Annotated in this window: 13 protein-coding genes; 2 read left to right on the top strand and 11 right to left on the bottom strand. The window is 70.6% G+C overall.

Annotated elements, in window-relative coordinates:
• Window positions 1-31: 31 nt before the first annotated feature.
• From kdpA to ABGB12_RS25860, 10 genes are all read right to left on the bottom strand, one after another.
• Window positions 32-1693, bottom strand: a complete 1662-nt coding sequence (gene kdpA / locus ABGB12_RS25815; RefSeq protein ID WP_347682042.1) for a potassium-transporting ATPase subunit KdpA — start codon at window positions 1691-1693, stop codon at window positions 32-34.
• Window positions 1694-1783: a K(+)-transporting ATPase subunit F gene (gene kdpF, locus ABGB12_RS25820; protein WP_347682043.1), complete on the bottom strand. Its 90-nt coding sequence runs from the start codon at window positions 1781-1783 to the stop codon at window positions 1694-1696.
• A complete protein-coding gene (locus tag ABGB12_RS25825; protein WP_347682044.1) occupies window positions 1780-2028 on the bottom strand; it encodes a hypothetical protein in 249 nt (82 codons plus the stop codon). Before ABGB12_RS25825 ends, kdpF begins: the two co-directional genes overlap by 4 nt.
• A 73-nt stretch (window positions 2029-2101) precedes the next feature.
• Window positions 2102-2689, bottom strand: a complete 588-nt coding sequence (locus tag ABGB12_RS25830; protein ID WP_347682045.1) for a TetR/AcrR family transcriptional regulator — start codon at window positions 2687-2689, stop codon at window positions 2102-2104.
• 127 nt (window positions 2690-2816) lie between these two features.
• On the bottom strand, window positions 2817-4277 hold the full coding sequence (locus tag ABGB12_RS25835; protein ID WP_347682046.1) for a serine/threonine-protein kinase: 1461 nt from the start codon (window positions 4275-4277) through the stop codon (window positions 2817-2819).
• Between the two features lie 228 nt (window positions 4278-4505).
• Window positions 4506-6695: an MMPL family transporter gene (locus ABGB12_RS25840; RefSeq protein WP_347682047.1), complete on the bottom strand. Its 2190-nt coding sequence runs from the start codon at window positions 6693-6695 to the stop codon at window positions 4506-4508.
• A gap of 2 nt (window positions 6696-6697) precedes the next feature.
• The gene (locus ABGB12_RS25845) at window positions 6698-6928 is read right to left on the bottom strand and encodes a hypothetical protein (RefSeq protein WP_347682048.1); all 231 of its coding nucleotides are present in this window, start codon (window positions 6926-6928) and stop codon (window positions 6698-6700) included.
• Window positions 6929-7031: 103 nt separating this feature from the next.
• Window positions 7032-7700, bottom strand: coding sequence for a response regulator transcription factor (locus tag ABGB12_RS25850; RefSeq protein WP_347682049.1), 669 nt, complete (start codon window positions 7698-7700; stop codon window positions 7032-7034).
• Window positions 7697-8839 (bottom strand): sensor histidine kinase, encoded by a 1143-nt coding sequence (locus tag ABGB12_RS25855; protein WP_347682050.1) that lies wholly within the window; start codon window positions 8837-8839, stop codon window positions 7697-7699. Before ABGB12_RS25855 ends, ABGB12_RS25850 begins: the two co-directional genes overlap by 4 nt.
• Before the next feature lie 144 nt (window positions 8840-8983).
• Window positions 8984-9391, bottom strand: a complete 408-nt coding sequence (locus tag ABGB12_RS25860; protein WP_347682051.1) for a hypothetical protein — start codon at window positions 9389-9391, stop codon at window positions 8984-8986.
• A 97-nt stretch (window positions 9392-9488) separates the two neighbouring features.
• Between ABGB12_RS25860 and ABGB12_RS25865 the strand changes: the two genes are divergently transcribed.
• On the top strand, window positions 9489-10460 hold the full coding sequence (locus tag ABGB12_RS25865; RefSeq protein WP_347682052.1) for a helix-turn-helix domain-containing protein: 972 nt from the start codon (window positions 9489-9491) through the stop codon (window positions 10458-10460).
• An 85-nt stretch (window positions 10461-10545) separates the two neighbouring features.
• Here the strand turns inward: ABGB12_RS25865 and ABGB12_RS25870 are convergent, their stop codons facing one another.
• A complete protein-coding gene (locus ABGB12_RS25870; RefSeq protein ID WP_347682053.1) occupies window positions 10546-11694 on the bottom strand; it encodes an NDMA-dependent alcohol dehydrogenase in 1149 nt (382 codons plus the stop codon).
• 356 nt (window positions 11695-12050) lie between these two features.
• On the opposite strand from ABGB12_RS25870, the gene ABGB12_RS25875 reads away from it, so the two are divergent.
• The gene (locus tag ABGB12_RS25875) at window positions 12051-13070 is read left to right on the top strand and encodes an AraC family transcriptional regulator (RefSeq protein ID WP_347682054.1); all 1020 of its coding nucleotides are present in this window, start codon (window positions 12051-12053) and stop codon (window positions 13068-13070) included.
• The last annotated feature ends 65 nt before the right edge of the window (window positions 13071-13135 follow it).

Here is a 13135-nt window from a genome sequence, read left to right on the forward strand (position 1 = left end):
GTCCGCGGGGGCGTCTGCGGGGTCGTGGACATCAGTGGATCCCTTCTGCCAGCGGCCCGAGGGCGAGCGCCGGGAAGAACGTCAGGGCGACGAGGATGAGCGTGACCCCGGCGACCATGCCGACGAACTGCGGCCGGTGCGTCGGGAGCGTGCCCGCGGACACGGGGACGGGTGTCTGTCGGGCCAGCGAACCGGCCAGGCCCAGGACGAAGATGATCGGCAGGAACCGGCCGAACGCCATGCACAGGCCGAGCGCGATGTCGTAGAACCAGGTGTTCACCGTGAGCCCGGCGAACGCCGACCCGTTGTTGTTCGAAGCGGACGTGAACGCGTAGAGCACCTCGGAGAAGCCGTGGGCGCCGGGGTTGTTCATGCTCTGCCGCGGTGTGTCGAAGGCCATCGCGACCGCGGTGCCGATCAGGACCAGCGCCGGGGTGACCAGGAAGTACAGCGACGCGAACTTGATCTCGCGGGCGCCGATCTTCTTGCCGAGGTACTCGGGGGTGCGCCCGACCATGAGACCCGCGACGAACACCGTGATCACCGCGAGGATCAGCATGCCGTACAGGCCGGAGCCGACCCCGCCGGGCGCGACCTCCCCCACCATCATGTTCAGCAGCAGCACGGCGCCGCCCAGGCTGGTGTAGGAGTCGTGGAAGGAGTCCACCGCCCCGGTGCTGGTGAGGGTCGTGGACGCCGCGAACATGGCCGAGTCCATGACGCCGAAGCGCTGCTCGGTGCCCTCCGCCGAAGCCCCGACGGCCTCCGCGACGGTGCCGTGGTGGGCGACCTGGGCGGCCGTGGCGGCGGTGATCGACAGAACGGCCAGGACGGCCATGACGGCGACGATCGCGTAGCCCTGCTTCTTCTGGCCGACGAGGCGTCCGAACGTGCGGGGCAGCGAGAAGCTGATCATCAGCAGCAGGAAGATCTCGACCCAGTTGGTCCAGTTCGTGGGGTTCTCGAACGGGTGGGCGGAGTTGGCGTTGTAGAAGCCGCCTCCGTTGGTGCCCAGTTCCTTGATGGCCTCCTGAGAGGCGACCGGCCCGCCGGTGATGGTCTGCGAGCCTCCGGTCACGGTGGTGACCGTCTGCGGATCGGCGAAGTTCTGCACGACGCCGCCCGTCACGAGGACGATCGCGCCGATCACCGCGATCGGCAGCAGGATCTTGAGGACGACCCGGGTGAGGTCCACCCAGAAGTTGCCCAGCTCCTCGGTCCTCCTGCGCGTGAACCCGCGGACGAACGCGACGGCGACCGCGATGCCGACCGCGGCCGACACGAAGTTCTGGACGGCCAGGCCGCCCATCTGGACCAGGTAGCCCATCGTGTTCTCACCGGAATAGGACTGCCAGTTGGTGTTCGTCACGAAACTGACGGCGGTGTTCCAGGCCACGTGGTCGGGCACGGGATCGAAGCCGAGGTCGAGGAACAGCCTGTCCTGCAGCCGCTGGAACCCGTAGAGGAACAGGATGGAGACCAGGGAGAACGCCAGAACGCTCCTGGCGTAGATGCTCCATTTCTGCTCGGAGTCGGGGTCCACGCCCATGGCCTTGTAGATGCCGCGCTCCACCTTGTTGTGCCTGGTCGAGCCGAGCACCCGGTACATGTGGTCGCCCAGGGGAACGTGCACGAGGGCGAGAGCGACGAGCAGGGAGACGATGAAGACGACTCCCGCGCCGGTGGAGCCCATCTAGAACTTCTCCGGACGCAGGAGGGCCACCACCAGGAACACGATCAAGCCGACCGCGAGGATCAGCCCGACGACGTTGTCGGGACTCACAGGCGTCCCACCGCCTTCACGACGAGGCCGAGCACCGCGAAGACCGCGATGGTCAGCGCTATGAGCACGAGGTCTGCCATGGCTGTTGTCCTTCTCCTCTGCGAAAGGTCCGATGAACGCCGGCACCGGGCAGCAGCCGAAACCGCGTCACCTGTGCCGTCATGAAGCGAACACCCGATTTCCGGCTCGCCGGAGTTCCTTAACGCCTTCCATACGCAGAACCCGGGCATCTTCACGGAGCTCATACACGGACGCTGGAGCGAAACGGCTCCATGGCCGAGGCCGCCGCCGGCGGAGCGGCCGGGACGCGGTCCAGGGTCAGACCACCGCCTCGATGAGGCTGTGGAAATAGGCGCGGAAACGCTTCAGGTTCCGGGGATCCGAGGGGCCGGAGGAGGCGCCGGGCCCGGTCTGCAGGCCGGTGTGCACGTAGCCGTACACGAGCCACACCGCGCCGTGGGCCGCCAGTTCGGCGTCCACCTCCGAACGCGCCACGGAGCGCACCGCGTCCGCCATGGCGGTGAGGAGCGGGACGGAGTAGCTCTCCTCGAGGTCCGAGACGTCCGCCGCGTCGGCGAGCCAGCGGTGCATCCACAGGGAGGGGAGCTCGGGGTTCTCGAGACAGAATTCCAGGAACGCGTCCGCCAGGACGTGGAGGCCCTCCACTCCCGGCGGGATCTGCGATCCGATGCTCTCCAGGAATTCGTTCTCTGTTTTCCGCAGGGTTTTCAGCACGGAACGGTAGATCTGTTGTTTGGTGCCGACGGCCCGGACGGAATCCATGGGTATTCCCACCGCATCGGAGATCATCTGCATCGTCGTGATGTCGTAGCCGAGCTGCGAGAACAGCTTTCCGGCCACGGCGATGACCCGCTCACGCTCGTCCGGTGGCGATATTTCGTTCATGGCAGAAGAGATCTCCAGGTGCCGGCTTCCACCTCACTCTCACACCCTCTTTTCTCCCTTGCATCCCCGGGAGACCAAAATTCGGACGAGGATCCGTCGGGCTTGACCGGTTTCCGGCCATCTGCCGTCAGCGCGTCGGCGTGCTCCGGGACAGGTAGGGCGAGTACTGGCAGCTCGCGGAGGCGAACTGTCCGCTGCTGGAGCGCTCCTGGACCACCTCGCCGTCGATGCTGATGCGGCAGCGGACGGTTCCGGCCTCGAGCCCGGTGGTCCCCGTGACGTACAGGTAGTTGAATCCCCCCGCCTCGAACTTCTCGTTCCACGGGGGCTTGACCCGCTGCGAGGACGAACCGCCTTCCGGGTGCATGTACATGACCGTGACCTGGGGCGCGTCCCCGGTCACCGTGTAGGCGATCCGGTGGCTCTTCGGCGTGGTCGGCGAGGGCGTCGGCCTGGGTGACGAGACCGCGGGCAGAGATCTCCTGTTCTCGGCGGACGCCTTCCGGTCCGGCAGGCCGCCGGTCACGGCGAGGACGGCGACGATGCTCGCGACCACCGCCGCCGTCAGCGCCACCCCCACCGCGATCAACGCTTTGGAGGGCAGCGCGCTCTGGTGGGACGCGCCCGGCGGAAGCGTCGTGCCCTGGCCGGGCGGCGGAAGAAGACCGACGCCGGGAGGCGGCGTGACCGGACCCGGCGGCGGGAGGACACCGACACCGGGGAGCTGTGTGGCCGGGCTCGTCGCAGAGGTTTCCCGCAGGTAGGACGCGACGGTGGCGGCGTCGGGCGGGCGCTGGTCCATCGGCTTGGCCAGCAGGGAGAGGACGAGGCGTTCGAGCCGCTCGGGCACCTCCGGGCGGAGGGCTCTGACGGGCGGCGGGGGTTCGTTCAGGTGCGCGTACAGCAGACCCGGCAGGCCCGAGCCGGGGTCGAACGGGGGAGCTCCGGTGAGGAGTTCGTGCAGGACGCATCCCAGCGCGTAGAGGTCGGACCGGAAGTCGGCGGCCTGGCCGCGGAATTGTTCGGGAGCCATGTACAGGGGGGTGCCGATGGAGCCGCCGTCCTGGGTGAGCCTGGTGGTGGCGTCGGCGAGGCCCGCGATGCCGAAGTCGCAGAGTTTGAGGCGTCCGTCGTCGAGGACGAAGAGGTTCGCGGGTTTGATGTCGCGGTGGACGATTCCCCGCGAGTGGGCCGCGGCGAGGGCGTCGGCGAGCTGGAGGGCGAGGTCGACGGCCCGGGGCACCGGCAGGCCGTCGGGGTTGCGGTCGATGACCGCGCGCAGGTCCTCGCCTTCGAGGAGCTCCATCACCAGGTAGGTGAGCTGGTCCTCGTCCCGGCCGAGGTCGAAGAGGACGGTGATGCCGGGGTGCTGGAGCGCGGCCGTGGCCTCTGCTTCCCGCTCGAAACGCGCCAGGCCCTTTTCGGCGACGGCCAGTTCCGCGGGCAGCACCTTCACCGCGACCGGGCGGCGCAGCCGCTGGTCGACGGCACGCCAGACCTGGCCCATGCCGCCGCGCCCGATCAGAGCCTCCAGCCGGTATCTGCTGCCGAGCTCTCTTCCGGCGGCCAGCCCCTGGTCGTCCTTCACTCAGGCCTCCACCACAGCTCGTCCTCCCGCACCGGCCGCGCTTCCTCGAGCCGGGTCCGGGTCACGGCCTCACCACGGCCGCCGATCTCGGGTCCTGGAAGCGTCCTGTCGGCGGTCCCCGATCACGGGCGCCCATTATGCTTTCAAGTAAACAGCATTGTCTATGTTAACCGGCGCAGCCGGGCCGCCGCGGAGCGACGACCCTGCGACGCCCGGCGCTTCGCCGGCTCAGACCCGCGGCTCCGGTTCGGGGTCGCGCGCCCCGGCGGCCGGCGCCCGCGGGGAGGGGACGGTCTCCCGGCCTTCCAGCTCGACCTTCGGGAGGAGCCCGGCCAGGGGCGCGGGGAGCCACCAGGCGCGGGCGCCCAGGAGCTGCATGACGGCCGGGACGATCAGGCAGCGGATGACCACGGCGTCCAGGAGGACGGCGGAGGCCAGGCCCAGGCCGAACTGCTGGAGCATGCGGGTGGGGCTGAGGACGAACGCGGCGAAGACGACGATCATGATGGCCGCGGCGGCGGTGATGACCTTGCCGGTGGCCGCCAGACCCGCGCGGACCGCCTCGGAGTGGTCGCGGGTGCGTTCCCATTCCTCGTGGATGCGGGAGACGAGGAAGACCTCGTAGTCCATGGAGAGGCCGAACACGATCGCGAAGATCATGACGGGGAGGTAGGCCTCGATGGGACCCTCGGGCACGCCGAACCAGCCGTGCTGGAAGACCAGGACGATGGTGCCGAGCGCGGCTGCCACCGACAGCAGGTTCAGGACGGCGGCCTTGACGGGGATCAGCAGCGACCGGAAGACCACCAGGAGGAGCAGCGAGGACAGGCCGACGACGACGGCCACGAACAGCGGCATGCGCGATGCGACGGCGTCCGCGAAGTCCTGGGCGGCGGCGGTCGGCCCGCCGACGAGGTAGCGGGCTCCGTGCTCTTCGGCCAGCGGCGGCAGGACGTCGTCGCGGAGCAGGTGGACGAGGTCGGCGGTGGCCCGATCCTGCGGGGCGGTCTCGGGGAAGGCGATGAGCGTGTGCAGCTTCCCGTCCTCGGTGGGCCACGGCGGGACGGTCGCGGCGACGCCGTCGGTCCGCTCGAGGACGGTCCGCAGGTGCCGGGCCGCGTCCTCGCCGCCCTGGACGACCAGGACGAGCGGGCCGTTGAAGCCGGGCCCGAAGCCTTCGGCGAGCAGGTCGTAGGCCTGCCTCGTGGTGGTCTGCGGCGGGTTGTTGCCGGCGTCGCCGAAGCCCAGGCGCAGGCCCAGCGCCGGTGCGGACAGCGCCAGCAGCGCGATGGCGGAGATCAGCAGGGCGGTCAGGGGGCGGCGCTGCACGGCGCCGGCGAGCGCGTGCCAGCGGCGTCCTTCCCTCCTGCCCTTGGCCTCGGCCTTGGCCGCGCTCCTGCGGACGTGGCGCTGGATGCGCCCGCCGAAGAACGACAGCAGGGCGGGGAGCAGGGTCAGTGAGGCCCCCATGGTGACCAGGACGGTCAGTGCCACTGCCAGCGCGACTCCCTGCAGCGAGCCGAGGCCGAGGACGACCAGGCCGAGCAGCGCGATGATGACGGTGCACCCGGCGAAGAAGACCGTCCGGCCCGCGGCGTCCAGGGCGGTACGGGCGGCGGTCCGCGGATCGTCGCCTTCGAGGAGCTGGTGCCGGTACCGGTAGAAGATGAGCAGGGCGTAGTCCACGCCGACGCCCAGCCCCACCAGCATCATGATCGGCGGGGTGAAGTCGGCGATCGTGAAGGCGTGGGACGCCAGGGTGATCAGGCCGAGCGCGCCGCCCACCGCGAAGATCGCGGTGACCAGCGGCACCGCCGCCGACAAAAGCGAGCCGAAGAGCAGGACGAGGACGACCAGGGCGGCCAGCATGCCCGCCCCTTCCGCGGCCCCGCCCGACTCCTCCTGCACGGCCTGCACGGGGTCTCCGCCGAACTCGACGCGCAGCCCGTCCCCCGCGATCGCGCTCGCGGTGTCGATGAGCTCCTTGACGTCCTCCGCGGGCACGTTCTCGGACTTGGAGTCGAGGGTGACCGAGGCGTATCCGATGGTGCCGTCCTCGGACAGCGCGCCGTCGTACGGGCCGCGGACGTCGGTGACGAAGGGCAACCCGCGCACCGTCGCGAGCATCTGCTCGACGCGCGGACGGTCGCCTTCGAGCCCGCGGCCGTCCTGGAAGACGATCTGGACGCCCGCGCCGGCCTGCGCGGCACCGTGCCGCTCCATCAGTTCCAAGGCCGCCTGCGAGTCCGTGCCCGGAAGCGAGAAGTCGTTCTGGTAGGCGCTGCCGACCGCCTGCGAGCTGACGGTGACCACCGCCACCGTCAGCACCCACAGGAGAAGGGCGCTCCAGCGGTGCCGCTGGGCCCAGGACGCCAACCGGCCCGGCAGCCCGGCCTTCGTCTTCGAACGTGTCGCCATGGTCACCGGCCCCCCTTCCGCAGCGAGATCCGAACGGCCGCGAGGCAGCCCAGCAGCGCGCAGACCGCCGGCACCCCGACGATCAGGACGACCGGTTCGCCGTCTTTGGCCGGTGGACGTCCGAGGAGGGCCGCGAGGAGGGCCGCGGCCACGTCGAGCAGGAGGAAACCGGCGGCTCCGCCGCCGAGCAGGCCGACGGTCCCGGCCCGGGCATGGGCTTGAGGTATGTGCATGCCGTCCAGCGTCGGCGGGCGGCTCCTTCCCGGGCATCGGCCTGGAGCCGTCACCCCGTCTGCTCCCCCGGTCGTACGCGCCTGCCCGCGGATACTCCGGGAGTCAGCCGCCGAACCAGCCCGGCCGCACCATGCCGGACTCGTAGGCCAGGACGACGAGCTGGGAGCGGTCCCGGGCGTCCAGCTTGGTCAGGATCCGGCTGACGTGGGTCTTGGCGGTCGCCGGGCTGAGGACCAGTCGGGCGGCGATCTCGTCGTTGGTCAGCCCGGCGGCCACGAGCTCCATGACCTCGCGCTCCCGGGCGGTGAGGACGTTGAGCACGGGAGCCGGCCCCGGCGCCCGGACCCGCCCGGCGAACTCGGCGATGAGCCGCCTGGTGACCGACGGGGTGATCAGGGCGTCGCCCCGGTGCGCCACTCGCACCGCGTGGAGCAGTTCGTCGGGGTCGGTGTCCTTGAGCAGGAATCCGCTGGCTCCCGCCCGCAGCGCGCTGTACACGTAGTCGTCCAGGTCGAAGGTGGTGAGGATGACGACCTTGACGCCGTCCAGCCGCGGGTCGGCGGTGATGCGCCGGGCCGCTTCCAGGCCGTCCGTGCCGGGCATGCGGACGTCCATGAGGACGACGTCCGGGCGCAGTTCCCGGCAGGCGGCCACGGCCTGGTCGCCGTCCCCCGCCTCGCCGGCCACCTCGATGTCGTCCTCGTCCTCGAGGATCGACCGGAATCCGGCGCGCACCAGACGCTGGTCGTCGGCCAGCACCACCCTGATCATCGGTTCGCTCCGTTTCCGTGGGGAAGGCCGGCCCGCACCGCGAAGCCACCACCCGCGCGGGGACCGGCGGTCAGGTCGCCGCCCAGGGCGCGGGCGCGTTCGCGCATGCCCGTGATGCCGTTGCCGGACGTGTACTCCGCGGGACCGCGCCCGTCGTCGGCGACCTCCACCGTCACCAGCCCGGGCCCGTACTCGACGCTGATGACGACCTCTCCCGCTCCGGCATGGCGCGTGACGTTGGTGAGGGACTCCTGGATGATGCGGTAGGCGGCGAGGTCGACCTCGGTCGGCAGCGGAGCGGGCTCGCCGCTGACGCGTGTCCGCACGTCGAGTCCCGCGACGCGGGCCGACGCCACCAGGTCGCCCATCCGCTCCAGGCCCGCGACGGGCGCGGTGGGCGCGTCCTCTCCGGCCCTCCGGAGCAGCCCCAGGGTGGCCCGCAGCTCGCGCAGAGCCTCCCCGCTGGATTCCCTGACCGCCTCCAGGGCCTCCTCGGCCTGCGCGGTGCCGCGCTCCGGATGCCGGGTGAGACGGCGCAGCGCCGCCGTCGACTGGACGTTGATCAGCGACAGGTGGTGGCCGACGACGTCGTGCAGTTCACGGGCGATGCGCAACCGTTCCTCGGTGGCCGCCCACCGTTCCCGTTCCAGCGTGTACGCCTGGCGGCTGTTGCGCAGCCAGCCGGTCGCGACCACCGCCACCAGCCAGCCGGCCAGCATGAAGAGGGCGACGCCGTTGACGTCCTCGCTCCCCGACAGGGTCCCGATACCCGTCCCGATCACGGCCGTGGAGGCCAGCCCGACGGCGGCCCGGAGATGCCCCTCGGCCGCGACCCGGTACAACGCCACGACGAACGCGCCCATCAACGGCCCGTCGATGCCGAGGATGTAGTAGCCGATCGTGGCCGCCAGCACGAAGACGGCCACGGCGACCGGCCTGCGGCGGATGAAGCACAGCGCTCCGCACACCACGGTGATCAGAAACCAGCCCAGAGCCGCGACCGCCCGGGATTCGGTCCCCGACCCGATCAGCGATCGCAGGCTTCCCAGCCCTACCAGGACGAACACCAGGGCGGCGACCATGCCGTCCGCTCTGCGTCCCCAGGACCGCCCCCGCAGACGGAGGACACCGTTCACCATGCGAGCCAGCCTACGAAGTACCCGCTCGCACGGCTTCCTCCTCACGGCTGATCCCGTCCCGGCGGCTTGTCGACCGCAGTCGTACGAGGCCGCACGGTCTCGTGGTCGGTGACGGCCGTGGTGCGGGCTTTTCCGGCCGGTGCTTCAGTGGGCGCAGCCGAGGTACTCGTCGCGGCGCCAGAACATGGCGGCGAGCATGAGGGGGAACATCGCCACGTGGGCCAGGGCCATCAGGGACCCGCTGTCGATGACGTCCAGCCACAGCAGCGGGAAGAGCGGCAGGGCCGGGGCGAACATGACGCCGCACATCTCCAGGGTGGCGGGCCAGGAGTGGCCGCGGTAACGCATCACCGCGGCCATGCCGACGGACATGTCGAACGCCATCAGCAGGAAGGCCTGCTCGGGGTCGCGGGTGTGGGAGAAGCCGATCCCGACGGCGCCCAGGAGCAGGCCCAGGACCGCCATTCCGGCGAACATCGCGATGATCATCTCAAGGTAGTGCCAGGTGAAGCGGAGCCATCGGCGGCGGGGGGTCGATGCGATCTGAGTCATGACCTCACTGTGTCGCCGCGCCCGCTCCCGGCCAACGCGGGAGGATGTACCGGTCCGGAAACTTGGGCTGTCCGTCCTCCCGGCATAGGGTTTCTCCATGGCCGGACGACGTGTCGTCGTCGTCGGATACGACGCGGCGGAGCTGCTCGACATCGCCTGCGTCACCACGAGTCTGATCAGCGCGAACCTGTACGGCGCCGCACCGTTGTACGACCCGCGCCTGGCCACCCCCGGGGGGCGCCCCATCACCTGCTCCACCGGTCTGACGCTCCAGGCGCAGGAGCCCCTGGAACGTGTCGTCGGGCCGCTGGACACACTCGTGGTGTCCGGAGGGATCGGGCATGAGGCCGCCTCCCGCGACCGGGTGGTCGTCGCGCACGTCCGCCGCCTGGCGCGCGAGAGCCGCCGTGTCGCCTCCGTGTGCACGGGGGCCGCGATCCTGGCCGCCGCGGGGCTGCTCGACGGCCGGCGCGCCACCACCCACTGGCGGGCGGCCGACGTTCTGGCCCGGCGCCATCCGGAGGTCGTCGTCGACCCGGAGCCGATCTTCATCCGGGACGGGCACGTCTCCACGTCCGCCGGTGTCACCAGCGCCCTGGACCTCACGCTCGCCTTCATCGAGGAGGACCACGGCGCCGAGGCCGCCCGCCGGGTGGCCCGGCATCTGGTGACCTACCTGCAGCGGCCGGGCAACCAGGCGCAGATGAGCGTTTTCACCGCCGCCCCGCCGCCGGGGGACGGCGTGGTCGGACGGGTGGTCGACCACATCATGAGCAGCCTGGACTCCGACCTGACCACCGCCGCGCTCGCGGCGCGCGCGGGCGTGAGCGAACGGCATCTGACGCGGTTGTTCGTGAGGCACCTCGACCGGACCCCGGGCCGGTTCGTGCGGCGGGCTCGTACCGAGGCCGCCGCGGCCCTGCTGGTCTCGAGTCCTCTGCCGGTGGCCGCCGTGGCGGCCCGCTGCGGTTTCGGGACCGCCGAGGCCTTGCGCCAGGCGTTCGTCGCCCGCTACGGGGTCTCTCCCTCGCACTACCGCTCGACGCAGTCCTCCGCCCACGGCGGATGACGCGCCATGACGAAAGGGCGCACGGCGTGTGCCGTGCGCCCTTCTCCGGTTCACGGCCCTCGGGGTAGGCCGGACCCGGCGGTGGTCAGTACATGATCACGCCGCGCAGGTTCTTGCCGTCGCGCATGTCCTGGTAGCCCTGGTTGACCTCTTCGAGCTTGTACGTGGTGGTGATCAGCTCGTCGAGCTTGAGCTTGCCCTCCTTGTACAGGCGCAGGAGGCGGGGAATGTCGCGGCGCGGGTTGGCGCCGCCGAAGATGCCGCCGACCAGCTGCTTCTGCATCAGGGTGAAGTCGGCCAGGTTGAGGGAGACCTCGTTGGAGGCCATCGAGGCCACCGAGGTGACGACGCAGCGCCCGCCCTTGGCGACCATCGTCATCACCGGCAGGATCATCGCGCCGTCGGCCACGCCGGTGGTGATGATGACCTTGTCGGCCTGCTGGCCCCAGGTGATCATGCCGACGAGCTCGATGGCCTCCTCGACGCTGGCCGCGGTGTGGGTGGCGCCGAACTTCAGCGACTCGTCCCGCTTGAACTGCACCGGGTCGACGGCGACGATGTGCCGCGCGCCGGACATCGCGGCGCCCTGGATGGCGTTGATGCCGATGCCGCCCACGCCGATGACGACCACGGTCTCGCCGGGCTTCACCTCGGCCAGGTAGACGGCCGAGCCCCAGCCCGTGGTGACGCCGCAGCCGACGAGCGCGGCCTTGTCCAGGGGGATGTCGTCGTCGAGCTTGACGCAGGAGGCCTCGTTGACGAGCGTGTACGGCGAGAACGTGCCCAGGCAGCACATCAGGCCCAGGTCGGCGCCGTTGCTCTTGGCGTGGTGGCGCGCGGTCAGGTCGCTGATCTGGCGGCCGAACAGCAGGAACGCGCCCATGTCGCAGAGGTTCTGCCGGCCGGCCGCGCAGGAGGGGCAGCGGCCGCACGACGGGACGAAGCTCAGCGACACGTGGTCGCCCGGCTGGAGGCTGGTGACCCCCGGCCCGACCTCGACGACCTCGCCGGCGCCCTCGTGGCCTCCGATGATGGGGGTGATCGACGCGCCGGTCTGCTCGATGATCTCCGGCGGGAGTGCCATGTCACCGGTGACGATGTGCTCGTCGGAGTGGCACATGCCCGAGGCCGCGAGCTTGACCACCACCTCCCCCGCCTTGGGCGGGTCGATGACGATGTCCTCCACGCTCCACGGCGTGTTCGTCTCCCAGAGAATCGCGGCTTGAGTGTCCACTTGTCCTCCTCTTGTGGAAGGCCTGGTCGAGCGTCGTCCCGGCGCCGACCGGACAGGAGTGGATACCGCGGTCGGCGGAACGGCCGTGCGACGGCCGTCCGGCCCGGAATGACGGCCGCCCTGCGCTCTCCTTGGGTTCAGTACGTCGCCAGCGAATCGAGGGAGGCTCCGGTGACCCGGTGCCGCGCGCCGATGGCGGCGATCACGATTCTGCTGGTCAGAGCGAAAATAAGTGGTTACTTCGAGGTACGCAATGCGCTCAGACGCCAGCTAGATTGATATTTTGCGCCAAGGCATGGAATATCAGATGTGACCGGAGTCATAGTCGGCTTCCGGGCTTGAGGCGAAGGGACCGGATGCGGACCATAGGCGTTCTGGCGCAGCTCGTACGGCTGGCGGCCGAGCACGGGGTGGACGCCGACCGCTGCCTCGCCGGCACAGGGCTGACCGAGGCCGACCTCGCCGACCCCGAGCGGAACGTCGTGCCGGCCCAGGAGATCGGCGCGGTGGCCAACCTGCTGGAGGCCTGCGAGGCGCCCGGGCTCGGCCTGATCGCGGGCAGCCGCATGCACTTCACCGCCTACGGCGTCTGGGGGCTCGGCATACTCAGCTGCCCGACCGTGCGCGACGCGGCGGACTTCGGGCTGCGCCACCTCGGTTTCCTCTCCGGGGTGACGGAGATCCGGATGGAGATCGACGTCCCGGAGTACCGGTTCGTGCTCGACGCCGACGGGCTCCCCGAGAAGGTGCGGACCTTCTTCATCGAACGCGACATGGCCGCGCTCCTGACCCTGCACCGCGAGACCACATCGACCCAGGGGATCCCGCGCCGCCTGCACCTCACCCGGCCTGCCCCTCCCCGCGTCGACCTGTACCTCCAGACCTTCGGGATCGAGCCGGTCTTCGCCGCCGACCGCGACTTCATGGCTCTGGACGCCGACCTGCTGGACCAGCCTCTGCCGATGGCCGACGAATACACCCGGCAGTGGTCCGAGCAGGCTCTGCGCAAGCTGGCCCACCGGCGCCGCGCGGGCGGAGAGTCCCCCCTCACCGGTGCCGGCGAAACGAAGGCCGCCGGCTTCCGCGAACAGGTCCGCGCCGAGCTGCTGCGCACCCCCGTCCTGACCCTCGACGAGGTGGCGGCCCGGCTGTCGGTCAGCCCGAGGACCGTGAACCGCCGGCTCGCCGCCGAGGGCACCTGCTACCGCGGGCTGCTGCAGGAAGTGCGGGCGCACCTCGCCGAGCGCATGCTCACCGAAGGGCTGCGGACCAAGGACATCGCCCGGCGGCTGGGCTACGCCGAACCCGCCGCCTTCATCCACGCCTTCCAACGCTGGAAGGGCGTCCCGCCCGGCCGCTACCGGGAGAACATCTGACAGCCGCGACCGGGGGACATACCAGAGGAAACGCATTCAGCCGGAGAAAACGCATTCATACGACA

Source organism: Actinocorallia sp. B10E7 (assembly GCF_039871655.1).
GTDB lineage: Bacteria > Actinomycetota > Actinomycetes > Streptosporangiales > Streptosporangiaceae > Actinocorallia.